This window comes from Pseudomonas sp. GW822-FHT01E03 (genome assembly GCF_058802985.1).
In genome coordinates this window covers 165,905-192,151 of sequence record NZ_JBXAOQ010000005.1, presented here as the reverse complement: position 1 = coordinate 192,151, position 26,247 = coordinate 165,905, and the positions used below count along the sequence as shown (strand labels likewise).

The window sequence follows — 26,247 nt, the reverse complement described above, 5'->3', positions numbered from 1 at the left end:
CTGGGCTAATCTGAAGACTCATGGCAACCAGCCTGATCCCTTGTGAGAACTTGCCCATGAGTACTCAGTTGAATCACACCATCGTCTGGTGCCGGGACAAGCAGGTTTCGGCGAATTTCCTGACTGGCCTCCTTGGCCTGCCTGCCCCCGAGCCCTTCGGCCCCATGCTGATCGTCAAACTGGATAACGGCGTATCACTGGATTTCTACGACAACGAGCCGCCGATTGCGTCTCAGCACTACGCATTCCTGATTGGCGATGAGGATTTCGATGCAGCCTTCGCACGCCTGCAGGCCAACGGTCAGCCATGGTGGGCCGACCCGGGCAAGCAGCGACTGAGGGAGATCAATGATTACGCGGGAGGACGGCGGGTGTATTTCGATGACCCGGACGGGCATCTGCTGGAAATATTCACCCGCGAATGAAGCTGGCGCGGCGGCTTGATTCAGAACGCCAGTTTGTAGCCGATCAGCAACAGCATGGTCGCCAGGCAAGGACGCAGCAATTCGTCGGAGATGCGCCCGGTCAGGTGGCTGCCCAGGTAAATCCCCGGCAACGAGCCCACCAGCAAATAACCCAGGACGTGCCAATCCATGTTGCCCATGCTGGCGTGGCCAAGGCCCGCGACCAGGGTCAGCGGCACGGCGTGGGCGATTTCAGTCCCCACCAGGCGGCGGGTCGGCAGCATCGGATAGAGAATGAACAGTGCCACGGTGCCCAGTGCACCGGCACCGATGGACGTCAGCGCGACCATGGCGCCAAGGACCAGCCCGGTGATGACCGTCATCACGTTCAAGCGCAATCCGCTGGGGTTGTAGTTGCCACCCGCACGTTTGTGGGCGAAGTCGAGCAGGCGCTTCTTGAACAGGATCGCCAGAGCCGTGGCGAACAACACGAACCCGAGGGCCTGCTTGATGATCGCGTTCATCGACTCGGGGGCGCTGTGCAGGGTACTGAGGAACCACAGCGTCATCGCCACCGCGGGCACGCTGCCCAAGGTCAGCCAGCCGGTGATCGCCCAGTCGATGTTGTTGTTCTTGCGGTGGACCAGTACGCCGCTGGACTTGGTGATGGCGGCGTACAGCAGGTCGGTACCGACCGCCGTCGCCGGGTTGATGCCGAACCCAAGCAGGATCGGGGTCATGAGCGACCCGCCACCTACGCCAGTCATGCCGACGATGAAGCCGACAACCAGCCCGGCAACGACCAACCCGATGTTCACTAAATCCATGAATACTTCCACAAAGATCGCAGGGGAAATCTGGCCCGCAGCATAGCGATATTTCTTATAACCAGTTATATCGATGCGATCTATCTTTATGCCGGAAGCACCATGTCACCCTGTGGGAGCGAACTTGCTCGCGATGGCGGTGTATCAGTTGGCATCATGGCGACTGACACTCAGTCATCGCGAGCAAGCTCGCTCCCACAGGGTTGCGTGCCAGATTCACTGCACCGGCAGGAAATTCAGGAACAGCAGGCTCTGGGCATAGTTCACGCCGATGCGCCGGTAGCGTTCGTCGAGCATCCGGGTCAGCAGGTCCAGCCGGGCGACGATCTTGCCGAACTCGACGGCAAAGCTCAGGTTGCTGCCCTCCTCCGATATTTCGTTGGAGAACAGCAAGGGCTGGCCCTCTTTGTTCTGTCGCTGGCTGAGGATCCAGGTGGCGATTTCGATATTGCGCGCGGCATTGCTGACAAATACCGGGTTGATCGTGTCGGTCATGTAGAACTCGAGGCGATTGCCATGGGCGGTCACCAGCATGCTGCCGATGGCATAGATGAACGCCCCGACCCGGTCGCCCAGAAACTCCGGACTCATGGCAAAACGCAGGGCCGCGAGGTCCTTTTTGCCGCCCAGGGTCGGCAATGGTTGCTGCAGCTCAATGGCCATGCGCACTTGCTTGCCGGCGGTGCGGGCATCGAGGAAACCGGATTTTTTCAGCTCGTCGGGGTTACGCAGATAGAGCTTGCTCATCAGCAGGTAAAGGCTGTTGAGGTTGTCGCGCATGGTCAGGGTGGCCATGCGGTCGACGCTGGTCTGCAGGAACTCCTGGGGTTTGCCTTCGCGCATCTGGTTGATGATGTCGCCGCCCTGCTGCTGGCTGCAACCGGTGACGTAGAGCATCGACAAACCTGCAAGCAGCAGGCAATGACGGCGGATTTTAGTGATGATCGTGGGTGAAACTCGAGCCATGGGTTCTTGGACTTGGGCATGGGCCGGCGGAGGGGATCGCCGCAGGCTGCCATGGATAGAGCCGGACATTTCGAAAAAGTGCAGTATCGGCACAGAGCAATCGATCACCGGCAAGGTGCAGCTCAAGAGTTCGCAGCCTGCGGCGGAACCGATGGACTATTCTGGTGCCCACTGAAATAACCATCGGCATTCATAAAGGAGGTTTGCATGCGCACGCTTGAACTGGCTGGCACCAGGGTCCCGGTCATCGGCCAGGGGACCTGGCAGATGGGCGAAGACCGTTCACGGCACACGGAAGAAGTCGCGGCACTGCGCCTGGGTATCGAGCTGGGCATGACCCTGATCGACACTGCGGAAATGTACGCCGAAGGCGGTGCCGAGGAAGTGGTGCGCGATGCTATTGCCGGCCAGCGCGACAACGTCTTTCTGGTCAGCAAGGTGTACCCGCACAACGCCAGTCGCCAGGGCATTCCCCAGGCTTGCGAGCGAAGCTTGCGCAGGCTTGGCACCGATTACATCGACCTGTATCTGCTGCATTGGCGCGGTCAGTATCCTCTGGAAGAAACCGTCGACGCCTTCGAGCGCTTGCGCGAAGCCGGCAAGATTGGCCGTTGGGGCGTGTCCAACTTCGACCTCGACGACCTGCTGGAACTGGACGCCCCGGCCTGTGCCACCAATCAGGTGCTCTACAACCTGGAGCAACGGGGCATAGAATTTGATTTGCTGCCCTGGAGCCAACAACGGCGGTTGCCGGTCATGGCTTACTGCCCGATTGGCCAAGGCGGTAAAATGCTCTTGGACGTCGCGCTCAAGCAGGTAGCTGCCCGTCACGGCGTCGCACCGGCTCAGGTGGCACTGGCCTGGATACTGCGTCAGGAAGGAGTGATCGCCATCCCCAAGGCGGTCCGACTCGAACATGTACGCCTCAACGCCCAGGCCGCCACGTTGCAGCTTGAGCCCGGGGATCTGGAGGCGCTGGACCAAGCGTTTCACGCGCCACAACGCAAACAGCGGCTGGCCATGGTCTGAACCACCGCAGCCTGTCAGAGAGCTTCGCCATGAGAAGCACCGACCACCTGGACCCATTCAATCTGCAACGTTTTCTCCAGGCTCAGGACCCGGTATTCGACCGGGTTCAAAACGAGCTGAACAACGGACACAAGCGCAGTCACTGGATGTGGTTCATTTTTCCGCAGTTTGCCGGGCTCGGCGATAGCGAGATGTCGCGCCGCTTTGCCATCCGCTCGCGGGAGGAAGCCCTGGCCTACCTTGAGCATCCGTTGCTGGGCGCCCGGCTGCGTACCTGCACCCAGGAAGTGCTGAACGTCCGGGAGCGCTCGGTAGCGGGGATTTTCGGTCATCCCGATGACCTGAAGTTTCATTCCTCGATGACCCTGTTTGCCCAGGTCGCCGATGCCGACAACCTTTTCCAGCAAGCCTTGAACCAGTACTTCCACGGCATCCTGGATGACTGGACCCTGTCGCTGATGGACTCAAAACAGGCCCAGTTGCCCCCCAATCAGGGTTGAGAAGTCGTCGTCGACAAACGGCAGTATCGCGTCCGCCACCGGTTGCAGTTGCCGGGTGATGTAGTGGTCGTAATCGATGGGCGCGCTGCGCACTTCCAGCGGTTCGGGGCCGGCGACGGTGATCACGTAGCTGATCCAGCCGCCGTTCTGATACTGCCGCGGGCGCCCCTGCCGGTCGTTGTACTCGTCGGCCAGGCGCGCCGCGCGCACATGGGGCGGTACGTTGCGCTGATAGTCATCGAGGGTGCGGCGCAGGCGTTTGCGGTAGATCAGCCGGTCATCGAATTCACCGGCCAGGGTCTTGCGCACGTAGTCACGCACATAATCCTGGTAGGGCTTGCGCAGGAAGATCCGCGAATACAGCTCCTGCTGGAACTGCCGGGCCAGCAGCGACCAGTCGGTGCGCACGGTTTCCAGGCCTTTGTAGACCATTTCGTCGCTGCCGTCCTCCCGGGTGACCAGCCCGGCATAGCGCTTTTTACTGCCTTCCTCGGCGCCGCGAATGGTCGGCATCAAAAAGCGCTTGTAGTGGGTTTCGAACTGCAGTTCGAGAACGCTCTGCAGGCCGTATTCCTGCTGCACGTGCTCGCGCCACCACTGATTGACGTGCGCCACAAGCGCGTGGCCGATCTGCGCCGCCTCCTGCTGGCCATGGGCGCGACGCAGCCAGACGAACGTCGAGTCGGTGTCGCCGTAAATCACCGCATGCCCCTGGGCTTCGATCAACTGGCGGGTGCGCAGCATGATCTCGTGCCCGCGCAAGGTGATGGACGACGCCAGGCGCGTGTCGAAGAAACGACAACCGCTGGAGCCGAGCACACCGTAGAACGCGTTCATGATGATTTTCAGCGCCTGGGACAGCGGCGCGTTGTGTTCGCGCTTGGCGGTTTCCCGGCCTTCGGCCACCCGGGCGACGATGGACGGCAGGCAATGCCGGGTGCGGGAAAAGCGCGCGCCACGAAAACCCGGCACCGACTCGCTGTCGTCCGGGTGCTTGAGCCCTTCAATCAGTCCCACGGGGTCAATCAGGAAGGTACGGATGATCGACGGGTAGAGGCTTTTGTAGTCGAGCACCAGCACCGATTCGTACAGTCCCGGCTGCGAATCCATGACAAAACCGCCGGGGCTGGCTTCGGGTGGCTTGCCACCGAGGTTCGGCGCCACGAAACCCTGACGGTGCATCAGCGGCATGTACAGGTGCGTGAACGCCGCCACCGAACCGCCCATGCGATCGGCCGGCAAACCGGTGACGCTGGCTCGCTCCAGCAGGAAGGTGAGCAACTCGGTCCTGGCAAAAATCCGCGTGACCAGTTCGCAGTCCTTGAGGTTGTATTTGGCCAGCGCCGGTTTGTCCTCGGCGAACATGCGATTGATTTCGTCCATGCGCTGGTACGGGTTGTCGATGGACTTGCCCTCGCCGAGCAAGGTTTGCGCGACGTTTTCCAGGCTGAACGAGGGGAAACTCCAGGTCGCCGAACGCAGGGCCTCGATACCGTCGATGATCAGGCGGCCAGCCGCAGATGCGAAGTAGTGATTACCGCTGCCGTGTTCGCGCCACTGCATTTCCTCGCCGCCACGCCCCAGTTTCAACGGCACCGCCAGGCGCCGGGCGTGTTCGTGGAGCACCCGCAAGTCGAACTGCACGACGTTCCAGCCGATGATCGCGTCGGGGTCGAACCGGGCAAACCAGTCGTTGAGCTTTTTCAGCAACAGGGTGCGCGAATCGCAGTATTCGAGCTGGAAATCCACCTGGCTGGCATCGCCATTAGGCGGACCGAGCATGTACACCTGGCGCTCGCCGCAGCCTTCCAGGGCGATGGAGTACAACTCGCCCTGGGCCGTGGTCTCGATGTCCAGGGACACCAGTTTCAGGCTCGGCCGGTAATCGGGGTCGGGTTTCATCTGCGCGTCGAGCAGCAGGCCCTCGGCATTCGGCGTACCACTGAAACGCACCGGCGCGGTGATGAAGCGTTCCATCATGTAGCGTTCCGGCGGGCGCACGTCGGCTTCGAACACCTCGACACCGGCCCGGCGCAGCGCGGTTTCCAGGCGCATCAACTGGCCATGTTGCTGGCAATAGAGACCGAGGACCGGGCGATGTTCGAAATCCTGCAGGGCCAGGGGCTTGAGCTCGACGTTTTTCTCGTCATGCAAAACACTTTCGGCGGGCTGACGGTGCGCAGCCGGGATGAACGCCACCGACGGTTGATGAGGCAGGCGGATACGCCGGGGACCGCTGTCGGTCGCCAGCCAGAATTCGACTTCCGTACCGGTCGGGGTGTCGCGCCAATGCCGGGTCAGGACGAAGCCCTGCTGTAGATCCACCACTGCAAACCTCGAAACTGATTCAGAGGGTGATTCTACCCGTCATCAGTTGCGATAGCGCGTTTGCCGCAGACCTGTCAGGCAGACACCGATCCTGTGGGAGCGAGCTTGCTCGCGATGGCGGCATTACATTCAGCGTTGGTGTTGACTGGCCCACCGCTATCGCGAGCAAGTTCGCTCCCACAGGTGGTTCGTTAGCCGGAATGTGGGGTTTACCAAAGAAAAACCGCCAAATGACGTTTTTTGCGTGTTATCTGCCGCTTTCGCCCTTGCCCTGAACGCTTGCGTCTACGATTCTTCAAGAACAACGACAACACCCGAGTAACCACCATGAAAACCGTCGCCCAACTGCTCAAGCTCAAAGATCAGAAGAATCAGGAAGTGCACCAGATCAAACCCGACCACATGGTGCTCGAGGCGCTGATGAAGATGGCCGAGAAAAACGTCGGCGCCTTGCTGGTGGTGGAAAATGATGAAGTGCTGGGCATCATCAGCGAACGGGATTACGCGCGCAAACTGGTGTTGCACGGCCGCTCTTCGGTGGGCACGCCGGTGCGCGACATCATGGTGTCACCGGTGATTACCGTCGACACCCATCAAACCGTGGATACCTGCCTGGGCATCATGTCCGATAGACGCCTGCGTCACTTGCCGGTGGTCGAAGGCGGCAAATTGATCGGCCTGCTGTCGATCGGTGACCTGGTCAAGGAAGCCATTGCCGAACAGGCTGAACTGATTCGCCAGCTGGAACAGTACATTCGCGGGGAGTGAGACCCAGACAAAACATTCACCCCAAAAACCTGTGGGAGCGAGCTTGCTCGCGATGGGGCCATATCGGTCGACATCTATGTTGAATGTCAGGCCGTCATCGCGAGCAAGCTCGCTCCCACAGGGTAAGTGGTGTTTTCAAGCCGGCCAATGCCGGGCGAACACCGGTGCCAGTGCCGGGTGGCGGTCGATGCGTTCCAGCCAGGCGAAAAACCCCGGCCGGGCGTTGCGCAAATGTTCCCGGCTGCCCGCCCATCGCGAGATCACCGCCGCCAGCACATCCAGGCCTCCTGGTTTTTCGCTGCCCAGATACAACTCACCCGAAAACTGATCGGCAAACACCTCCCAACTCCAGTGCAGGCGCCGGCGGGCGCCCTCCATGAGGTTCTGCCTGGACAACTCATCCGCCTCGGCCAGCCAGCGTTCGGGGTAATCGATGATGCCGATGGCCGCATAGCAATTGCTGACGATGTACGCCATGCCGCGAATGGCCTGGTCCCGCTCGGCCGGATCCTGCGGCAACAATCCCGATGCGGGAAAGGTGAGCCCGAGGTGGATCAGGATCGCCGCGCTCTCGGTCAGGACAGCGCCATCGGGTAGCTGCAAGGTCGGAATCTGTTTGAGCGGGTTGAGCTTCTCCAGCGCCCGGGCCGCCTCCGCGGACGTCTCGACATCGATGAAGCGATAAGGAACATCACAGAGCTCAAGGGCGGCTTCGATGGCCGCCGCCCCGGAGTTCTGATGGCCATAGAGCTGGTACATAAACGTCTCCTTGCATACCGTAACCTCTGCAGTGCCGCATCAAGCGTCGCGGCAGAGGAACGCGCCAGCTAACCAGTGTAGAAGCCACCACCCGCCACACCACGACCATCCGACGATCGCACCATCACGTTCACTTGGGGTGTGGCGTCGCTCCTATCATTGCCGTCGATGTTCACCATCACCTCAATGAAGTTCTCTTAAAAATTCCCCGGCGTAACATCTGCTCCATACCAACCCATAAGCACCCCGGAGCACACCATCATGAAACGCCAAACCCTCCTCAGCATCGCTTTCTCGGTTTTCGCAGTTAACGCTTTCGCCGCAAACTCTGCTCAACCTGTAGTCGCTGAAGGCGGCTCGGATCGTCTGATTGAAAGCCGTGTGGCCGAGGGTGGTTCGGATCGCCTGATCGAAAACCGCGTCGCAGAAGGTGGCTCCGACAAGCTCCTGCAAAACCGCGTCGCTGAAGGCGGTTCCGACAAGCTCCTGCAAAACCGCGTCGCTGAAGGCGGTTCCGACAAGCTCCTGCAAAACCGCGTCGCTGAAGGTGGTTCCGACAAGCTCCTGCAAAACCGCGTCGCTGAAGGTGGTTCCGACAAGCTCCTGCAAAACCGCGTCGCCGAAGGTGGCTCCGACAAGCTCTTGCAAAACCGTGTCGCCGAAGGTGGTTCGGATCGTTTGATCGAAAGCCGCGCTGTCTGAATGCAGTGCCTGACCGCAGGACTCAATGAAAACCCGGCCTCACCCGCCGGGTTTTTTATGCTTTTTTTGCGCCGCGATTACTGCCCTGCCCGCGCCATGCAGCGCTGGTAGCGTTCATCGACTCGCTTGGCGAACCACGCGGTGGTGAGTTTGCGGGTGATTTTCGGGCTTTGCAGCACGATCCCGGGCAACACTTGACGGGGTAACGGCCGGCCCTCGGCCCGTTCGGCCAGTTCGAAAACCCGCCGATAGAGTTTGCTGTCTTCGAACGCCAGGGTGTTCCCCTCTTCCAGTTGTGCCCGGATCGTCGGATTGCGCATGTCCAGTTGCTTGCCGAGGGTACGCACGGCCAGTTCCGTGGTGCCGGGCATGATCGAACCGTAGCGCACCAGGTCGCCATCCAGCGCCAACGAGATACCGGAAGCCCGGCTCACCGCGTTCTGGAACGCGGCGTTACGGCTGGCGTACCAACCCGCGTTGAAGTCCGCAAAGCGGTACAACGGCTGTGGGTAGCTCACTGGATACCCGAGCAGATGCGCAATGCCGAAATACATGCCGCCGCGCCGGGTGAACACTTCACGACGAATCGAGCCCTTCACCGGGTATGGATAGCCCTTGGCCTGCTGTTCGGCAAAATCAATGCTGACCTGCATCGGCCCGCCGGTATGCACCGGGTTGAAGCCGCCGAACAGGGTCTTGCCCATCGGCACCATGCCGATGAAGTCATCGAAAACAGCGCTCAGTTCCTTTTCACTGCGCGCGGCATTCAGGCGGCTGCTGTAGCTTTTGCCGTTGGGCGAGTCGAGCATTAACGCACCGCTCACCAACAGGCCGGGAATATGTGCCTTGGCGGCACGACGGTCGATCTCGTCGCGGGCGATCTTGCCCAGGCCCGGTACGCTCGGATCGACCTGAAAGGTCGATTCCTGTTCAGTCACCGCCAGCACCGAGCACAGGTTTTGCGTGGTCGGCGAGATGTCTTGCGCGGTAAACGCCACCTGGATGTCGGTGGCCCAACCCTGGCGATCGGCAGCCTTGGCCGGCAGCAAACGCACAATCTCGGCTTTCACTTCGGCCGGGCTGCGCGCCACCGGCTCCTGGGTCCGTTGGCTGCCGCAACCGGCCAATACCAGCAACACGGCGACGCTTGTGATCAATCTGATTTGCATGTCGTTCCATCTAATCCGTTGGTCCGGGCCAACCATACGACCAATGGCAGGTCTGCGGCTACGTCCGTGGCAGTCCGACGGTTGCCGCCCTCCCCGACTGGACCATACTTGATTCACACAGCGAGGAGGACAGGTTCATGCACCGCAGCGACGTGTTGATCATCGGTGCCGGCCCCACCGGGCTGGTCCTGGCGTTGTGGTTGAGCAAACTCGGCGTGCGCGTGCGGATCGTCGACAAAACCTCCGCCCCCGGCACCACGTCCCGGGCGCTGGCCGTCCAGGCACGGACGCTGGAGTTGTATCGCCAGCTCGGACTGGACGACGCCGTGGTGCAAAACGGACATCAAGTAACGGCCGGCAATTTCTGGGTAAAGGGTGAGCCCGTGGCGCGCCTGCCCCTGTCTCAGATCGGTGAAGGCCTGACGCCCTACTCGTTTCTCGAGATTTTCCCCCAGGACGAACACGAACGGCTGCTGATCGAGCGCCTGAACGCTTTCGGTATCACAGTGGAACGCAACACCGAACTGGCGGACTTCGAGCAAACCGCAGACGGCATCACGGCCACGCTGCACTTACCCGACGGTCAGCAGGAAATCTGCCAGGCCTGTTACCTGGCCGGATGCGATGGTGCCCGGTCGATTGTGCGCAAAACCCTGGAGACCGGGTTTCCCGGCGGGACTTACCAGCAGATTTTCTACGTCGCCGACGTACAGGGCAGCGGCCCGACATTCAACGGCGAACTGCATGTGGACCTCGACGAGGCAGACTTCCTCGCCGTGTTCCCGCTGGCCGGCAGTGGTCGCGCGCGCTTGATCGGCACGGTACGCGACGAACGCGCCGAACACGCCGAGACCCTGCGCTTCGAGGATGTCAGCAGCAGGGCCATCGAGCACATGAAGGTGAAGATCGAGCAACTGAACTGGTTTTCGACCTATCGCGTACATCATCGGGTGGCGGATCACTTCCGCAAAGACCGGGCGTTTTTACTGGGGGATGCCGCCCACGTGCACAGCCCGGCCGGCGGCCAAGGCATGAACACCGGGATTGGCGATGCCATCAACCTGGCCTGGAAACTGGCGGCCGTGTTGAGCGGCGGCGCAGAGGCCAGACTGCTCGACACCTATGAAACCGAGCGCATCGCGTTTGCCCGCAAACTGGTGGCCACCACCGACCGGGTATTTAACTTCGTCACCGCCGATGGGCGAATTGCCGACTTGCTGCGTACACGCCTGGCCCCGTTCTTGATACCGAAAATAACCTCGTTCGAAACCTCTCGCGAATTCATGTTTCGCACGGTGTCGCAGATCACTCTGAATTATCGTGGAATGCCGCTGAGCACGGGCGTTGCCGGGCACGTGCATGGTGGCGATCGCCTGCCCTGGGCCCATGACGGCGAGGGGGATAATTTTGAGTCGCTCAAGTGCCTGACCTGGCAGGTACATGTCTATGGCGACACCAGCGACGAGATGATCGCCTGGTGCCACGAGCACCATTTGCCACTGCATGTGTTCGACTGGCGACCGGCGTTCGAAGCCGCGGGCCTGGGGCGCAACGGCTTTTATCTGTTGCGGCCCGACACCTATGTGGCGATTGCCGAAACTTGCGCGGACCCGAAAGTGATCGAACGGTATTTCCGTGATCACGGGATCCGGCCGTTTTTTGGCGCTCCCTGAGAACACCACATCCCCCCTGTAGGAGCGAGCCTGCTCGCGATGGACTCAAGGGCGCCGCGTTTAGTCAGTAAACACGCGTCATCGTTAACGACCATCGCGAGCAAGCTCGCTCCTACAGGGGGATATGCGCTGGTGCCTAGATCCCCGCCAGCGCCAGGTCCATCGCAAAGTACGTAAAGATCAGGTCTGCCCCGGCGCGTTTGATCGCCCCCAGGCTCTCGCGCACCACACGGTCTTCATCGATGGCCCCGGCCTGGGCGGCAAACTTGATCATCGCGTACTCACCGCTCACCTGATAGGCCGACAGCGGCAGGCGCGAGGCTTCGCGGATGTCGCGGATGATGTCCAGATATGCACCGGCCGGTTTGACCATCAGCGCATCGGCGCCTTCCTGTTCGTCGAGCAACGATTCGCGTATCGCTTCGCGACGGTTCATCGGGTTCATCTGGTAGCTTTTACGGTCGCCCTTGAGCGCACTGCCGCCGGCCTCGCGGAACGGGCCATAGAGCGCCGAAGCAAATTTGGTCGAATAGGCCATGATCGCCGTCTGGGTAAACCCGGCGTCATCGAGCACCCGGCGAATCGCCTGGACTTGCCCGTCCATGGCCGCCGAGGGTGCGATCACGTCGGCACCGGCCCGGGCCGCCGCGACGGCTTGCCTGCCGAGGTTGATCAGGGTCTGGTCGTTGTCGACTTCATGGTTGTGCAGCACGCCGCAATGGCCGTGGTCGGTGTACTCGCAAAAGCAGGTGTCGGACATTACGATCATTTCCGGCACAGCGTCCTTGGCGATGCGCGACATGCGCGAAACCAGGCCGTCCTCGCGCCAGGTGTCGCTGCCGCTGCTGTCCAGGTGGTGGGAGACGCCGAAGGTCATCACTGACTTGATCCCGGCACGGGCGTAGCGCTCGATCTCGCCGGCCAGCTTCGACTCGGGAATGCGCATCACGCCGGGCATGCTGTTGATCGGCACGAAGTCGTCGATTTCTTCTTCGACGAAAATCGGTAGTACCAGGTCGTTCAGGCTGAACTCGGTCTCCTGGAACAGGCTGCGCAGGCTCGCATTGCGGCGCAGACGGCGTGGGCGTGCTTCGGGGAACTGACTGGACATGGGTTTTCCTGAATTTCAGAGGACGAGATGTAGGAGCGAGCTTGCTCCGGGCGGCGCTCCGACGATGGTCGTAAACGATAACGCGCATTGTCTGAATGTTCGCGTTGCCCTTACGTTTTTCGCGAGCAAGCTCACTCCTACAGGCAAGAGGTTTAATTCGAGATTGGTTTCGGGATTTCCAGCCCGCGCACCACCGCCGGTCGCGCCAGGAAGCGTTCCAGCACCCGCGTGACGTTAGGGAAGTTCTGGATGCCCACCAGATCGCCGGCTTCATAGAAGCCGATCAGGTTGCGCACCCACGGGAAAATGGCGATGTCCGCGATGGTGTAGCGCTCGCCCATGATCCAATCGCGCCCCTGCAGACGATCGTCCAGCACCTTGAGCAGGCGCCTGCTTTCCTCGACGTAGCGGTCACGGGGACGCTTGTCTTCGTAGTCCTTGCCGGCGAATTTGTTGAAAAACCCGAGCTGGCCGAACATCGGACCAATACCGCCCATCTGGAACATCAGCCACTGAATCGTTTCGTAGCGCGGTGCCGACTCCTGGGCCAGCAGTTGCCCGCTCTTGTCGGCCAGATAGATCAAAATCGCGCCCGACTCGAACAGCGCCAGCGGCCGGTCGTCCGGACCGTGGGGGTCGAGGATCGCCGGAATCTTGTTGTTGGGATTCAGGGAAAGAAATTCCGGGGACATCTGGTCGTTGGTGTCGAAGCCTACCCGGTGAGGTTCATACGGCAGGCCGATCTCTTCGAGCATGATCGAGACCTTGACGCCGTTGGGGGTCGGCAAGGAGTACAGCTGAATCCACTCCGGATACTGGGCAGGCCATTTGCGGGTGATGGGGAATGCGGACAAATCGGTCATGGGCACGATCCAGGAAGACATTGAGAGTGACGATCATAATGTAGATATCGGCTCAGCGATCCCTTGAAGCCATCGATCTCGCTGATAGGCGAGATCAAAAGAAATCACGACGGTTTCAACGCCATCCGGTGTAGCGTGTCCACAATTGTGCAACATCCTGTCGATAACCTTCGCTGCAAACCCGTGAAGGTTACCGGTACATTGCCGCCCACTCGGCCGGAATCGAACCAAACGGGCTCAGGGGACTCTGAGAACCACCTCTTTGATGGCGGACCGGCTTCAATGACATGGAAAACACCCGACGCAGGACAATCGTGGTGTAGAGGTTTGTCAGCCTTAACCGAATTGCGCTGAAGACCCTTTACACATGAATCTGTTTAATTTTGCCAAACGCTTCAAACATCGCGCTTACCTTTTGTTGCCCGCCTTATTGGTGGTTAGCGCGGTGTGCCTGACGCTGGAGTCCGGCCTGAGTCGCGCCCAACCGATGGATGGCACCCAGACGCTGGTCTTCCTGCGCCACGGGGAAAAACCCGCCGGAGGCCTGGGCCAGCTCAATTGCCAGGGACTGAACCGCGCCATCGACCTGGCCACGCTGCTGCCGGAGAAGTTCGGCAAGGCCAACTATGTGTTTGCGGCGAACCCGACGCGGAACGTCGAGGAAGGCGAGTTCGACAATTCCTACAGCTACATCCGCCCACTGATGACCATCAGCCCCAGCGCCATCAAGCTTGGCCTGCCGGTGAACATCAACTTTTCCGCCAATGACACCAGTGACCTGGCCGATGAACTGCTTCACGACAAGTACCACAATGCGGTCATCTACACCGCCTGGTCCCACGGCTATCTGCCGGAGCTGATCAACAAGGTAGCCGGCGACGCCACCGGCAAGAAAATGACCATCACGGATGACTGGGAGTCCAGCGACTACGACTCGCTGTATGTACTCACCCTGACCTGGCACAACGGCAAGGCCAGCTTGCAGAGCCATGTGTACAAGCAAGGCCTGGATAATGGTGCCGAAACCTGTCCGACCTGAAACCTGTAATGCCTGATCCGGCCTCATCGCGAGCAAGCTCGCTCCCACATTGGATTTGCAGTGTGATCACGAAGGCATGAGCACTACTGAACCCTGTGGGAGCGAGCTTGCTCGCGATAGGGCCAGTTAAACCTACATCACTTTCGTTGATTCACTCGCTCACGCAGATACTCGAGAACCGCCCCCCGCTCCCCGACAAACTCGATCCGCGCGTCTTTCTTCTCCCGCTGAAACGCATACATCGGATCGTAATACTCGCACAGCAGGCCTTCGATCCAGCCCCGGTGCAGATCCACCGCGCCACTGCGGGCCTGCTCGGCCAGCGCATCCTCCATCAAAACCAGCATGCGCCGATGACGTTCGCCACCCAGGCGCTTCTGCACATTGTTCAGGCTTGCCAGCAAGCGTTCGGAAAACAGCGCAAAGCCCTCCTCGCCATGCACGTCGATGAATTCGGCGCACAGATCCACCACGTAATCGCGCAGGATCCGCTCGACCCGCCCTTCCAGGCTGTCTTCAAGCCACACCATCGGAAACTGCTGCATGCCCTGGTAAAGCGGCAACGGCAAGGCACAACTGCCCACCGCACGGCTTTCGTCTTCCAGTACGAACTGCTCGATGCCCCGGGCGCGTTTTTTCAGTACGTCTACGGCCAAGCGGTTTTCGAAGTCGATATTCGAGGGTTGGCCCGTGGCGCGCTTGCCGAAACTGGAGCCGCGATGGTTGGCATGACCTTCAAGGTCCACGGCATTGTCGAGTTGCGTGAGCACCTCGGTTTTGCCCGTGCCGGTCATCCCGCCCAGCAAGACGAAATTGCACTGGGTCACGGCTTGATCGAGGGTGTCCAGCAGGAAGGTTCGCATAGCCTTGTAGCCACCGCCCACCCGTGGATAGTCGATGCCGGCCTCGTCCTTGAGCCATTGCTGGACAATCTGCGAGCGCAGGCCGCCGCGAAAGCAATACAGCAGGCCATCCGGATGCGCCCGGGCAAAATCGGCCCAGGCCTGGATGCGTTCGGCCTTGACCGCGCCCGACACCAGTTGATGCCCCAGCACGATGGCCGCTTGCTGGCCGTGCTGCTTGTAGCAGGTACCGACCCGCTGGCGTTCATGGTCATTCATCAACGGCAGGTTGATCACGCCGGGAAACGCACCCTTGTTGAATTCGACCGGCGCGCGGGCGTCCATCATGGGACGGTCGTTGAGGAAGATGTCGCGGTAATCAGTGCAGTCGACGAACATCAAAACACCTCGACTGCGTTGCTCTGTCGCTCGACCAGTTCACCGATCGGTTCCAGGCTCAGGCCCAGTTCGGCGGCCACCGAGAGGAATTGCTCGTTGCCTTGAGGCGTCACGGCAATCAGCAGGCCACCGCTGGTCTGCGGGTCGCAAAGCACACGTTTGTGCAGCTCCTGAAGGCGTCCGAGCTTGCTGGCGTAGCTGTCGAAATTACGCAGAGTCCCGCCCGGTACGCAGCCTTGTTCCAGGTAATACTCCACCCCCGGCAGGCGCGGTACGCGGTCATATTCAATGCGCGCCGTGAGCTGGCTGCCGTCGGCCATTTCCACCAGGTGCCCGAGCAGGCCGAAACCGGTGACGTCAGTCATCGCGGTCACACCGTCGAGCTTGCCGAAACGGCTGCCGGGTTTGTTCAGGGTGCACATCCAGTCCCGGGCCAGGCCGATGTCGGCGTTGCGCAATTTGCCCTTTTTCTCGGCCGTGGTAAGGATGCCGATCCCCAGGGGCTTGGTGAGGTAGAGCAGGCAACCGGCCGTGGCGGTGTCGTTGCGCTTCATGTGGCGCTTTTCCACCAGACCGGTGACGGCCAGGCCAAAGATCGGTTCTGGCGCGTCGATAGAGTGCCCACCTGCCAACGGGATGCCCGCCGCGTCACACACCGAACGACCGCCGCGTATCACTTCCCGGGCAACTTCCGGGGCCAGCACGTTCACCGGCCAGCCCAGAATCGCAATCGCCATCAACGGATCGCCGCCCATCGCATAGATGTCGCTGATGGCATTGGTGGCGGCAATTCGACCGAAATCGAAGGGATCGTCGACGATCGGCATGAAAAAGTCGGTGGTCGAGACCACGCCGCGTTCATCATCGATTGCATACACCGCCGCATCATCGCGCGAGGCATTGCCGACCCAAAGTTTCGGGTCGAGGTTCTGCGCCCCACTACCGGCCAGGATCACTTCCAGCACCTGGGGAGAAATCTTGCAACCGCATCCAGCGCCGTGGCTGTACTGAGTCAGGCGAATCGGCTCGCTCATAGGGGTACCTCATTGGGTCAATGGGCCGATTCTAGCAGAGCGAGGCATGCGCAAGGCGTTGCACAGCCTCGGGCTTTGTGGGAGCGGGCTTGCTCGCGAAAGCGGTGTGTCAGGCACATCCATGCTGGATGTGCCATCGCCTTCGCGAGCAGGCTCGCTCCCACATTGATTGCGGTTACGGCAGCAAAATCACTTTGTCACCACTGCCCTGATTCACCTCGGCATAACGCTCCAGGCCTTCGGCCAATGGCGACTCGAACAAGCCCTGGGGCAACGGCAACAGGTCTTGATCGAAGAACCGGCCGAACTGTTCGAGCATCGCCGCACACGCCTGCACCCCGTACAGCAACGAGTTGATCCCCACAACCGAGCCACCCTTGCGATACAACGCCAGGGCCGGCAACTGCACGTGACCGTCCACGGGTGCCGCGATGATCGCGATGCGGCCGAACGTGGCCAGGGCCGCTACCGAGGCCGGCAGCCAGAAACCGGTGGTGTCGAAAATCACGTCGGCACCGCCGGCATACACCGCGTTGACCTGTGCGCCCAGGTCTTCGGGTTTATCCAATTGCAGGGTCTGGTAGCCCTGGTCCTGCAAATCCTTGACCTGCTCCGGACGCCGCGCGGCCGCCAATACCCGGGCACCGCGCACCTTGGCCAAGGCCAGCGCGGCACTGCCGACTGCCCCGCCACCGATGACCAGCAATCGGGTTTCGGCCGTCACCAGGCTGCGCTCCAGCGCATCCCACGCCGTGGTGTACGGCACGCCGAGGCTGGCGGCCTGGGCAAAGCTCAGATGCGTAGGTTTGAGCGCCACGCCGTTGGCCGGCAGCTTGACGAACTGCGCGTGGGAACCGTCGGCGAAAAAGCCCAGTTCCTTGCCCGTACCCCAGACTTCCTGACCGATCATCGCCTGCGGGCCGGCCACGACAACACCGGCAAAGTCACGACCGGGAATCCGCGGCAAGGTGGTGTAGGGAAAACGGCCCAGCACGTTCTTCACATCGCTGGGGTTGAGGCCAGCGGCCTTGATCTCGACCAGCACTTCATCGGCGCCGGGAACGGGGGTAGGCACCTCAACGTAGCGCAGGGCCGAGAGATCACCGGTTTTATCGAATTGCAGAGCTTTCATGGGCGTATCCATCGAGTCGAAAAGGGTTCAGGAGATCCAGCCAGCCACCAGCCCCCGCCCCATCGGCCAGAGTTTTTCGCCGGCGAGCATGCCGAGCAGGCCCACCAGGGCGATGGCCGGGGGTGCGGGGGAACGAAAATCCAGGGCGCCGTAGAGCAGACCGACGCCCAGACCGATGGCCAATGACACGAGGTAGTTCATGGCAGACTCCGGGGCAATTGAGGTATGCGCCAAGTCTAGGGGGCGACGCCTTTGATCATCGGTCAAGTGCTTCTGAATTTCGGCCAAAACCTGGCTTCGACGAAATCAGTCCTGGCGTTGCGCCGCAGGAAACTGCGAAGGGGCAACGCCCAGCTCACGACGAAACATGTCGCTGAAGCTGCTCGGCGAATATCCCAGCTCCCGGGCAATCGCGCTGACCGGTACGCCCTGGATCAGCTCGGCCACCGCCGTCGCCAATTGCACCTGACGCCGCCACTCGGCGAAGCCCATGCCCAAACCGTCCTTGAACAGCCGCGCGAGGGTGCGCACGCTGGCTCCGGCATTATCCGCATGTTGTTCGAAAGGAATGTCCAGTGATGGCGCGGCCATGACCGCCTGACACAGGTTCATCAGCCGTCGGTCGGAATCGTCCGGCAGCGGAATTTTCAGCAGCGAACGCCTGGCCCGCTTGAGTTCCAGCAGCGCCAGGCCCACCAGCGCGTCGTAATACTCGGGCGCCCCGTCGTTACCCTGCTCCACCAGCCCGACGATCAGCTCGCGCAGCAAACCGCCGACCTCGATCACCTGAACGCTGTCATCCAGGGTCGCCGCCAGGGACGGCCGCAGGTAGATATTGCGCATTTGCAGGTCCGATACCACACGGATGCCATGCGGCACGCCGGGCGGCAACCACACCGCCCGTTGCGGAGGCACCACCAGCGCCTCATGCGGCGTCTCGACCCACATCACCCCGCTCATCGCATACAGCAACTGGCCCCAGACGTGCTCATGGGGCTCGATGTACAACCCGCGCGGATAGGTGCGGGCCAGCGGTTGCACAGGCACATCGGTGTCACTCAGGTCAGGTGGTGCGGCGAGGGCCATGGTCTATGTTCATTGGGTACGGGAAGGCTTCATGGTAACGAGGCGCCGAACGTGTCGCCAGCAACCGCCGGTATCTGACAATCCGAGTGAATTTTTCTGATGGCGCGCGATCCTTTTATGTACAACAGGGAGGAACCGGGGCTTTATGAACAGTGCAAAATTATTCGTCATCGAGTACACCCTCCATGGTGCTCCGAAATCATTCATCATCCGAATGGAAAAAATGGATAACGCAGAAGCCTGGCATTGGGCGAGTTGTGACGCGGGGGTGGGGCGAATCCCCCGATTCGGACGCGAGAAGGTGCAAAAGACCAGCAAGCCGATGGCTGAAAAATTCGGCGTGGAAAACGTCAAGTGGCGGCCGGCGAACTAATATCCGGTAACCATCAGGTTCGGGGGAAGGGATATGAGCGCAACACCCGTCAACAGCCCTGTGCAACTGGACTACGATCTGGACACGCCGAGCGGCCGCATCACCAGGAGCACCGAGTGCCGAATCGGACTGGAACAGGTCGAAAATGACCCATTCTGCTTCGCCATACGCGTCCCGGCGCCACTGCCGGAAGATCTGGAGCAAGCCAAGACCCTGGTGCTGCGGGTCGAAGGGCGGCGCTTGCAAGGCACCGTCCGCCACAGCGAACGCCTGGAAGATGACAGCCTCAGGCTGGAAGTGGAGCCGGACTAGGCTCCACTTTTGCTTATGCCGTGGTTTTCAGTGGGCACACTTGCAGCCTTGGGAGGCGCACTCCTCGCCGTGCTCGTGATGCTTGGCACAGGCTTCACAGCAATAGTGCTTGCCGTGACGCACGATCGGGTGCTCGCCGAGTTTGCAGGAACACTTCGGACAATCGCATATACGCTCAGTCATGGGTTTGACTCCTGTGGGTAGTGGTCGTCGGGGGGGGAGATGAAAACAACCCGTGCTTTTCAGTGTAGGGGTCGACCGCAACACCGCAACAGCGCGTATCGCGCACTACTTGAGTCCTTGATGAATTATCCGTTTCGCGAGGACAGGGAATGACGCGTAAGAGGCGATGCCACACTGATTATCTTTGTTTCTGGACATCCTTATATACCCGGCCTCCCCCCACTCCGGCCCCCTGCTATTTTTCACCAGCCAATAATCCTCGCCATCTTCGGTGCCATAACCAACAATAAGCACGGCGTAATTCAAATCATTTTCATCGCAATCTTCATCATTCAATACCCCGCCGGAGTATTTTTTAAAGTTGTCGGAAGCGTCAATCGCCGCCGATACCGGCCCTTTGGCTACGGCCTGGCGCAGTGCCTCCTCGTCGCCACGAGGAATATTCGTATAGGTCACCGTATTGGCGGCGACAGCCTTGATCATGCCTGCATCACAGCGTCCCCCGCCGCCTGTGTAAGGGTAATATTCTTCTGACTGAATACCGTGTTGCTTGACGTAGTCATAGGTGTAATCCATCAGCCCGCCATCACATCCTTGATTACCTTGCTCACTGCTGCAATCAAGAATCTGCTGCTCGGAAAGCTCGACCAGTCTTTCGGTTTGCAAAAACAATGCGCCCTCCAGGGCACCCACCGCTGAAAAAGCATAACCGGAGCCACAAGTCCCCAATTGCTTGACTCTGGTAACAGCTCCCTGGGTACGCCAGTCCACTGAGCTTGGTATATCCAGAGCCTGTGCCGTCACGGTAACGGCACAGCCGCCAACCAGGATGAAACATGAGAGTTGCCAAAACCTCATACTTAGCCCCTGTTTCTATATGGTTTGCAGTTACCTCGCTATGTCATTGAAATGAAAGACCAATAAGCCAACGGCAACAACTGTCAAATATGACAGTTGTTCAATACTGTTTAGTTATAAAAACCACACCATTTCGCGTTGTTAACCATAACTGTCAAATACGGAACTGCCCGACCAGGTTGCCCAGGCGCTGACCGAGGTCGGCCAGGCTGCGAGAGGTTTGCGCGCCGAGTTGGGTTTCGTCGGCGACGCTGTCCACCGCCACGGCAATCTGGTGCACGCTGCGATTGATCTCTTCGGCCACGGCGGTCTGTTCTTCGGCGGCACTGGCAATCTGTGCGTTCATCGAGTTGATGGTCGCGATCAGCTGAGCCATGGTGTCCAGCGAAGCCCCCGCCTCGTTGGCCTGGGCCGAGGTGCCGTCGCCGGCCTCGCTGGAGCGACGCATCGCCTCCACCGCCGACTGGGTGCCGGCCTGCAAACGGTCGATCATGCCCTGGATTTCCTGGGTGCTGATTTGCGTGCGGCTGGCCAGCGCCCGCACTTCATCGGCCACCACCGCAAAGCCGCGCCCGGCCTCGCCGGCGCGGGCGGCTTCGATGGCCGCGTTGAGCGCCAGCAGGTTGGTCTGCTCGGCAATCGAGCGGATCACCCCGAGCACGCTGACAATCGACGACACGTCTTTTTGCAGGCTGTCCAGGGACACGCCGCTGCTGCGGATGTCGTCCACCAGGGCATGGATCTTCTCGATGCTGCCGGCCACAACACGCTTGGCCGCCTGCCCTTCTTCGTCGGTCTGCTGGGCTGCTACCGCGGCGTTCTGCGCGCTCTTGGCCACTTCCTGGGCCGCCGCCGACATTTCGTTGATCGCTGTGGCCACCTGATCGGTTTCGTGACGCTGGCGTTCCATGGCCTGGTCCGAACGGTTGGCCTGGTCGGACACCTGGTTCACCAGTCCGGTCAGTTGCGAGGTCATTTCGGTGATCTGCCGTACCAGGCCGTGGATCTTGTCGACGAAACGGTTGAACGAGCCGGCCAGTTCACCGAGCTCGTCCTGACTGGTGATGGTCAGGCGGCGGGTCAGATCGCCCTCGCCCGCCGCGATGTCGTCGAGGTTGGCTTTCATCAGATGCAGCGGACGCAGAATGGTGTTGGCCAACAGCATCCCGGCAGCAGCGATCACCAACAGCACCACGACTGCTACGCCAACGATACTCAGCACCATGCCTTGCATCCGCTCCTGGACCTTGGCTTCGACCACGGCCACTTGTGCTTCGATGCCGTCGAGGTTGACCGCGGTGCCGACCGCCATGTCCCACTTCGGCAGGTATTCGGTGTAGCCGAGCTTGGGCACCAGCACCTGGGTGTTGCCAGGCAATGGCGAGCTGTATTGCAGGTAGTGCGTACCGTCCTTGGCGACTTTCACCAGGTCGCGGTTGACGTAGACACCGTTCGGGTCGCGGTTGTCCTTGAAGCTCTGGCCCACGCCCTCGGGGCTGTTGGCCTTGAACAGGCGCACGGTGTTGGAGTCGTAACCGAAGAAGTAACCGTCCTTGCCGTAGGTGATGCTCGACAGCAGCTTGATCACTTGGGCCCGCGCCGCCTCATCGCCGGGGGCGGCGGCGTCGTAGAGCGGTTTGATCGTGGTCATGGCCACGGCCACGTAGCTTTGCAAGGTTGCCTTGGCATCGCTGAGCAGGCGCTCGCGGGTCTGCTCGACTTCCTTGCGCGCCTGATCCTGAAGAATGAACAGCGTGGTCAGGCTGATGACCAGCGCAAACAGCAACACCGGGAGGACGGCAAGGGACAGGACTTTGGCCTTGAGGCTCATGCGCATGACGTTCACTCTTTTGATTTTTTGTTGGCGTGGTTAAAAGCTTTAACGGCACGCCAGGGCAAAAGTTGAACGCAGTCAATCGGAGCAGTGGAGATCCCCTGTGGGAGCGAGCTTGCTCGCGATAGCGGACTGTCAGCCAAATAGATGTTGACTGTTTCACCGCCATCGCGAGCAAGCTCGCTCCCACATTTTGATCCAGGGTAATCAGAAGGGAATTGGTTACAGGACCATCGCAGCCACCCAGCCGAACGCCAGCAACGGCAGGTTGTAATGCAGGAAGGTCGGGACCACGGTGTCCCAGATGTGATGGTGCTGGCCGTCGATGTTCAGGCCGGAAGTCGGGCCCAGGGTCGAGTCGGAAGCCGGTGAACCGGCGTCGCCCAGGGCACCGGCCGTGCCGACGATGCACACGATCGCCAACGGGCTGAAGCCCAGTTGCACGCACAGCGGCACGAAGATCGCCGCCAGGATCGGCACGGTGGAGAACGATGAGCCGATGCCCATGGTCACCAGCAACCCCACCAGCAACATCAGCAAGGCGCCAATGCCTTTGCTGTGATCGATGTACGACGCTGACGACTCGACCAGCGTCTGCACCTCACCGGTGGCCTTCATCACTTCGGCAAACCCGGAGGCGGCGATCATGATGAAGCCGATCATCGCCATCATTTTCATGCCTTCGGTGAACAGGTCGTCGGTGTCACGCCATTTGACAATGCCCGACACCGAGAAGATCAGGAAGCCGACCAGCGCACCGATGATCATCGAATCGAGCAACAACTGAATGATGAACGCCGCCGCGATGGCCACGCCGGCCACCATCAGGCTCAGCGGGTTGTATTGCACCGCCACTTGCTCGACCTGTTCGATCTTCGCCAGGTCGTAGACACGCTTCTTGCGGTAGCTGACAAACGCGATCAGCAGGCCCGCCACCATGCCCAGGGCCGGAATGCCCATGGCGTGGGTCACGTTGATGCCGCTGATGTCCACGCCGCTGCGGGCGACGTTGGCCAGCAGGATCTCATTGAGGAAGATGTTGCCGAAGCCCACCGGCAGGAACATGTAGGGCGTGATCAGGCCGAAGGTCATGACGCAGGCGATCAGTCGACGGTCCAGTTGCAGCTTGGTCAGCACATAAAGAAGCGGCGGCACCAGCAACGGAATAAACGCGATATGTATCGGCAAGATGTTCTGCGAGGCGATGGCCACGACCCAAAGCAGGCCAATCAGCAGCCATTTGACCTGGCCACCGCCGCTGGCGTGCTGGCGATCGACCATGGCCAGGGCCTTGTCGGCCAGCGCATGGGCCATGCCGGACTTGGCAATGGCCACGGCGAAAGCGCCGAGCAAGGCGTAGGACAACGCCACCGTCGCCCCGCCACCGAGGCCGCTGTTGAAAGCCTTGAGCGTCGCCTCGATTCCCAGGCCACCGGTCAAGCCACCGACCAGCGCACCGACGATCAGGGCGATCACCACATGCACGCGGGACAGGCTGAGGATCAGCATGATGCCGACCGCGGCAATTACTGCATTCATTTCATTACCTCGATACAAACGAAAAGACTCCGTCCGGCAGTCTGCGAAGAGCCACCAGCGGATTAAGGAATGGGTTTTATTAGAGGGCGCGCACTGTGCCGCAGCGTCACCTCCTTGTCAAAGCACCTCGACGCTGTCGATATGTAACGACATGTCATGACCTGTAGGAGCGAGCGAGCTCGCGATGCACCTGAGAGCACCGGGGGGATGAGGTTTCCATCGTCATCGTTGACGACCATCGCGAGCATGCTCGCTCCTACAGGGGGGAAGTGTTTGATCGCCGATAGACGGGATAAAGAAACCAAAATCCCGGCCGTTACAGTGCAAAGTCTCAGATATTTATCGAATAAGGACGTCTCCATGTCGCTCAGACAACTTTCCATTCAATGGAAAATCACCCTGCTGGCCGGGCTGTGCCTGGCGGGCATCGTGACCCTGCTGGTGGGTCTTTCGCTGTACCGCATGGAGCACAGCTCCGAGCTGGTGAAAGCCTCGAGCATGGAGATGCTGACAGAGGCGGCCCAGGCCCGGATCGAGTCCCAGGGCGAAAACCAGGCGCTGGGGATACGCCAGCAGTTCATGGACGCCTATCAGTACGGCCACGGCTTCTCCCGGCAGGTGCTGTTCCTGCGTGACCAGGCCGAGAAGCGCTTTCTCGATGCCTTCGACCTGCGCGAAGACCTGACCCGCCAGGTCAAGTCGGCCCTGCAAGCCAACCCGGACCTGCTCGGCCTGTCCCTGGTGTTCGAACCCAATGGGCTGGACGGCAAGGACGAACTGTTCGCCGGGCAAGCCGAGCTTGGCAGCAACGACAAGGGTCGTTTCGCCCTCTACTGGTCGCAGCCGACGCCGGGCAAGGTAACGTCCATGGCGCTGCCGGAAAAGGACATGGCCGACACCAGCACCGGCCCCAGCGGCGAAGCGGCCAACGCTTGGTTCACCTGCCCGCGCACCACGCTCAAGCCGTGCGTGATCGAACCTTACTTCTATGAGATCGACGGTCAGAACGTGCTGATGACCAGCATCGTTTTCCCGCTGATGGTCAACGGCAAGGTGATCGCCTCGCTGTCCGTGGACATCAACCTCAACAGCCTGCAAGCGGTCAGCCTGGGCGCGAGCAAGAAACTCTATGACGGCCAGACCAGCGTCAGCATCATCAGCCCGGCCGGCCTGCTCGCCGGCTACAGCCCGGACGCCGGCAAACTCAGCCAGCGCCTGGACGCCGTGGACAAGGCCAGCGGCGCCGAACTGCTGCGCATGCTCGCCGCCAGCAGCAAAACCGCCAGCCTGCACAGCCATCAGCAACTGAAAGTGCTGGCTCCCTTCCAGCCGATTCCCGGCGGTAAATCCTGGGGCGTGCTGCTCGACGTGCCGGAGAAAGTCCTGGTCGGCCCCGCCGAAGCCCTGAAAAAGCAACTCGATGACAGCAACACCGCCGGTACCCTGGTCGAGCTCGGCCTGGGGGTGCTCGCCGCGCTGCTCGGTCTGCTGCTGGTGTGGCTGATGGCCCGCAGCGTCACCCGACCGATCCTCGGCGTGGCGCACATGCTCGAAGACATCGCCAGCGGCGAAGGTGACCTCACCCGCCGCCTGGCCTACGACAAGCAGGATGAACTGGGCCAATTGGCCGGCTGGTTCAACCGTTTCCTCGACAAGCTGCAACCGATCATTGCCGAAGTGAAGCGCTCGGTGCAGGACGCCCGCAGCACCGCGGATCAGTCGTCCGTCATCGCCGCACAGACCAGCGCCGGCATGGAGCAGCAGTACCGCCAGGTGGACCAGGTGGCGACCGCCTCCCATGAAATGAGCGCCACCGCCCAGGACGTCGCCCGCAGCGCCGCGCAGGCGGCCCACGCCGCCCGCGATGCCGATCAGGCGACCCGTCAGGGCCTGACCGTGATCGACCGCACCACCGCCAGCATCGACAACCTCGCCGCCGACATGAGCACGGCCATGGTTCAGGTCGAAGGTCTGGCCGCCAACAGCGAGAAGATCGGCACCGTACTGGAAGTGATCCGTGCGATTGCCGAGCAGACCAACCTGCTGGCCCTCAACGCCGCGATCGAAGCGGCCCGTGCCGGTGAGGCCGGGCGCGGGTTTGCCGTGGTGGCCGATGAAGTGCGCAACCTGGCGCGGCGTACCCAGGAGTCCGTGGAAGAAACCCGTCTGGTGATCGAACAACTGCAAAACGGCACCCAGGAGGTGGTGGGTTCGATGAACAACAGCCATCGTCAGGCCCAGGGCAGTGTCGAGCAGGTTGGCCAGGCCGTGACGGCGCTGCGCCAGATCGGTGATGCGGTGACCGTGATCAACGATATGAATATGCAGATCGCCAGTGCCGCCGAAGAGCAAAGCGCGGTGGCCGAGGAGATCAACAACAACGTGGCGACCATCCGCGACGTGACCGAGTCGCTGTCGGGCCAGGCCAATGAATCGGCGCGGGTCAGCCAGTCGCTCAATAGCCTGGCGAACCAGCAGCAGAGCCTGATGGATCAGTTCCGCGTTTAAACCCTGCTG

Annotated in this window: 26 protein-coding genes and 1 pseudogene; 11 read left to right on the top strand and 16 right to left on the bottom strand. The window is 60.9% G+C overall.

The genetic code is table 11. The features are described from left to right. Window positions 1-56: 56 nt before the first annotated feature. Complete coding sequence (locus tag AC1RP7_RS12145) at window positions 57-425, top strand: VOC family protein (protein WP_057714024.1); 369 nt, start codon at window positions 57-59, stop codon at window positions 423-425. A gap of 20 nt (window positions 426-445) precedes the next feature. Here the strand turns inward: AC1RP7_RS12145 and AC1RP7_RS12140 are convergent, their stop codons facing one another. Both AC1RP7_RS12140 and AC1RP7_RS12135 read right to left on the bottom strand, forming a co-directional pair. Next, entirely contained in the window at window positions 446-1,231 is a 786-nt protein-coding gene (locus tag AC1RP7_RS12140; protein ID WP_090456794.1) for a sulfite exporter TauE/SafE family protein, read from the bottom strand. 216 nt (window positions 1,232-1,447) lie between these two features. After that, the gene (locus AC1RP7_RS12135; RefSeq protein WP_218498119.1) at window positions 1,448-2,197 is read right to left on the bottom strand and encodes a hypothetical protein; all 750 of its coding nucleotides are present in this window, start codon (window positions 2,195-2,197) and stop codon (window positions 1,448-1,450) included. A 207-nt stretch (window positions 2,198-2,404) separates the two neighbouring features. Here AC1RP7_RS12135 and AC1RP7_RS12130 point away from each other — a divergent pair, with 207 nt between their 5' ends. Further along, window positions 2,405-3,226 (top strand): aldo/keto reductase, encoded by an 822-nt coding sequence (locus AC1RP7_RS12130; protein WP_057714022.1) that lies wholly within the window; start codon window positions 2,405-2,407, stop codon window positions 3,224-3,226. A 29-nt stretch (window positions 3,227-3,255) separates the two neighbouring features. Beyond that, entirely contained in the window at window positions 3,256-3,726 is a 471-nt protein-coding gene (locus AC1RP7_RS12125) for a DUF1810 domain-containing protein (protein ID WP_057714021.1), read from the top strand. Here AC1RP7_RS12125 and AC1RP7_RS12120 read toward each other — a convergent pair. Beyond that, the gene (locus AC1RP7_RS12120) at window positions 3,691-6,051 is read right to left on the bottom strand and encodes a DNA polymerase II (RefSeq protein ID WP_493180719.1); all 2,361 of its coding nucleotides are present in this window, start codon (window positions 6,049-6,051) and stop codon (window positions 3,691-3,693) included. The two genes, AC1RP7_RS12125 and AC1RP7_RS12120, sit on opposite strands and share 36 nt — an antisense overlap. A 330-nt stretch (window positions 6,052-6,381) precedes the next feature. Between AC1RP7_RS12120 and AC1RP7_RS12115 the strand changes: the two genes are divergently transcribed. Beyond that, window positions 6,382-6,822 (top strand): CBS domain-containing protein, encoded by a 441-nt coding sequence (locus tag AC1RP7_RS12115; RefSeq protein WP_007976812.1) that lies wholly within the window; start codon window positions 6,382-6,384, stop codon window positions 6,820-6,822. A 135-nt stretch (window positions 6,823-6,957) separates the two neighbouring features. On the opposite strand, the gene AC1RP7_RS12110 is transcribed toward AC1RP7_RS12115, so the two are convergent. Beyond that, entirely contained in the window at window positions 6,958-7,581 is a 624-nt protein-coding gene (locus AC1RP7_RS12110) for a glutathione S-transferase family protein (RefSeq protein ID WP_493180718.1), read from the bottom strand. Window positions 7,582-7,842: 261 nt separating this feature from the next. Between AC1RP7_RS12110 and AC1RP7_RS12105 the strand changes: the two genes are divergently transcribed. Further along, window positions 7,843-8,283, top strand: coding sequence for a phage infection protein (locus AC1RP7_RS12105; RefSeq protein WP_340315944.1), 441 nt, complete (start codon window positions 7,843-7,845; stop codon window positions 8,281-8,283). A gap of 77 nt (window positions 8,284-8,360) precedes the next feature. On the opposite strand, the gene AC1RP7_RS12100 is transcribed toward AC1RP7_RS12105, so the two are convergent. Further along, entirely contained in the window at window positions 8,361-9,452 is a 1,092-nt protein-coding gene (locus AC1RP7_RS12100) for a DUF1615 domain-containing protein (RefSeq protein ID WP_218498117.1), read from the bottom strand. 137 nt (window positions 9,453-9,589) lie between these two features. Between AC1RP7_RS12100 and AC1RP7_RS12095 the strand changes: the two genes are divergently transcribed. Then, complete coding sequence (locus AC1RP7_RS12095) at window positions 9,590-11,125, top strand: FAD-dependent oxidoreductase (protein WP_090456803.1); 1,536 nt, start codon at window positions 9,590-9,592, stop codon at window positions 11,123-11,125. A gap of 136 nt (window positions 11,126-11,261) precedes the next feature. On the opposite strand, the gene hemB is transcribed toward AC1RP7_RS12095, so the two are convergent. Together hemB and AC1RP7_RS12085 are read right to left on the bottom strand one after the other, a co-directional pair. Continuing rightward, window positions 11,262-12,236 carry a porphobilinogen synthase gene (gene hemB, locus AC1RP7_RS12090; RefSeq protein ID WP_493180717.1) on the bottom strand — a complete coding sequence of 325 codons (975 nt, stop codon included), beginning with the start codon at window positions 12,234-12,236 and terminating at the stop codon, window positions 11,262-11,264. Between the two features lie 152 nt (window positions 12,237-12,388). Continuing rightward, complete coding sequence (locus AC1RP7_RS12085) at window positions 12,389-13,099, bottom strand: glutathione S-transferase family protein (RefSeq protein ID WP_223531756.1); 711 nt, start codon at window positions 13,097-13,099, stop codon at window positions 12,389-12,391. 367 nt (window positions 13,100-13,466) lie between these two features. Here AC1RP7_RS12085 and AC1RP7_RS12080 point away from each other — a divergent pair, with 367 nt between their 5' ends. After that, entirely contained in the window at window positions 13,467-14,138 is a 672-nt protein-coding gene (locus tag AC1RP7_RS12080; RefSeq protein WP_218498114.1) for a histidine phosphatase family protein, read from the top strand. A gap of 137 nt (window positions 14,139-14,275) precedes the next feature. On the opposite strand, the gene mnmH is transcribed toward AC1RP7_RS12080, so the two are convergent. The 5 genes from mnmH to AC1RP7_RS12055 form a co-directional block, all read right to left on the bottom strand. Next, a complete protein-coding gene (gene mnmH, locus AC1RP7_RS12075) occupies window positions 14,276-15,379 on the bottom strand; it encodes a tRNA 2-selenouridine(34) synthase MnmH (protein ID WP_057714012.1) in 1,104 nt (367 codons plus the stop codon). Further along, complete coding sequence (gene selD / locus AC1RP7_RS12070) at window positions 15,379-16,413, bottom strand: selenide, water dikinase SelD (RefSeq protein ID WP_057714011.1); 1,035 nt, start codon at window positions 16,411-16,413, stop codon at window positions 15,379-15,381. The genes mnmH and selD overlap by 1 nt, the downstream gene beginning before the upstream one ends. Before the next feature lie 175 nt (window positions 16,414-16,588). After that, a complete protein-coding gene (locus AC1RP7_RS12065; RefSeq protein ID WP_493180716.1) occupies window positions 16,589-17,545 on the bottom strand; it encodes a quinone oxidoreductase family protein in 957 nt (318 codons plus the stop codon). 27 nt (window positions 17,546-17,572) lie between these two features. Further along, window positions 17,573-17,746: a DUF1427 family protein gene (locus tag AC1RP7_RS12060; RefSeq protein ID WP_079246732.1), complete on the bottom strand. Its 174-nt coding sequence runs from the start codon at window positions 17,744-17,746 to the stop codon at window positions 17,573-17,575. A gap of 105 nt (window positions 17,747-17,851) precedes the next feature. Continuing rightward, window positions 17,852-18,631: an AraC family transcriptional regulator gene (locus tag AC1RP7_RS12055; protein ID WP_057714009.1), complete on the bottom strand. Its 780-nt coding sequence runs from the start codon at window positions 18,629-18,631 to the stop codon at window positions 17,852-17,854. A gap of 145 nt (window positions 18,632-18,776) precedes the next feature. Between AC1RP7_RS12055 and AC1RP7_RS12050 the strand changes: the two genes are divergently transcribed. Beyond that, a complete protein-coding gene (locus AC1RP7_RS12050) occupies window positions 18,777-19,004 on the top strand; it encodes a DUF6555 family protein (protein ID WP_493180715.1) in 228 nt (75 codons plus the stop codon). 33 nt (window positions 19,005-19,037) lie between these two features. Continuing rightward, window positions 19,038-19,316: a hypothetical protein gene (locus AC1RP7_RS12045; protein WP_429522290.1), complete on the top strand. Its 279-nt coding sequence runs from the start codon at window positions 19,038-19,040 to the stop codon at window positions 19,314-19,316. A 27-nt stretch (window positions 19,317-19,343) separates the two neighbouring features. Here AC1RP7_RS12045 and AC1RP7_RS12040 read toward each other — a convergent pair whose 3' ends face one another. The 4 genes from AC1RP7_RS12040 to AC1RP7_RS12025 all read right to left on the bottom strand — a co-directional run bounded on the left by AC1RP7_RS12040 (window position 19,344) and on the right by AC1RP7_RS12025 (window position 23,730). Next, window positions 19,344-19,499, bottom strand: a complete 156-nt coding sequence (locus tag AC1RP7_RS12040; protein WP_079246731.1) for a metallothionein — start codon at window positions 19,497-19,499, stop codon at window positions 19,344-19,346. Between the two features lie 105 nt (window positions 19,500-19,604). After that, window positions 19,605-20,357, bottom strand: a complete 753-nt coding sequence (locus tag AC1RP7_RS12035; RefSeq protein ID WP_090456813.1) for a C1 family peptidase — start codon at window positions 20,355-20,357, stop codon at window positions 19,605-19,607. Between the two features lie 154 nt (window positions 20,358-20,511). Further along, window positions 20,512-22,188 (bottom strand): methyl-accepting chemotaxis protein CtpM, encoded by a 1,677-nt coding sequence (gene ctpM, locus AC1RP7_RS12030; protein WP_493181008.1) that lies wholly within the window; start codon window positions 22,186-22,188, stop codon window positions 20,512-20,514. A gap of 225 nt (window positions 22,189-22,413) precedes the next feature. Beyond that, window positions 22,414-23,730, bottom strand: a complete 1,317-nt coding sequence (locus tag AC1RP7_RS12025) for a Na+/H+ antiporter family protein (RefSeq protein ID WP_056722503.1) — start codon at window positions 23,728-23,730, stop codon at window positions 22,414-22,416. A gap of 156 nt (window positions 23,731-23,886) precedes the next feature. Between AC1RP7_RS12025 and AC1RP7_RS12020 the strand changes: the two are divergent. Both AC1RP7_RS12020 and AC1RP7_RS12015 read left to right on the top strand, forming a co-directional pair. Continuing rightward, a pseudogene (locus AC1RP7_RS12020) lies at window positions 23,887-25,380 on the top strand (methyl-accepting chemotaxis protein); the annotation flags it as partial. Window positions 25,381-25,482: 102 nt separating this feature from the next. Then, window positions 25,483-26,238, top strand: coding sequence for a methyl-accepting chemotaxis protein (locus AC1RP7_RS12015; protein ID WP_492625477.1), 756 nt, complete (start codon window positions 25,483-25,485; stop codon window positions 26,236-26,238). Window positions 26,239-26,247: the final 9 nt, after the last annotated feature.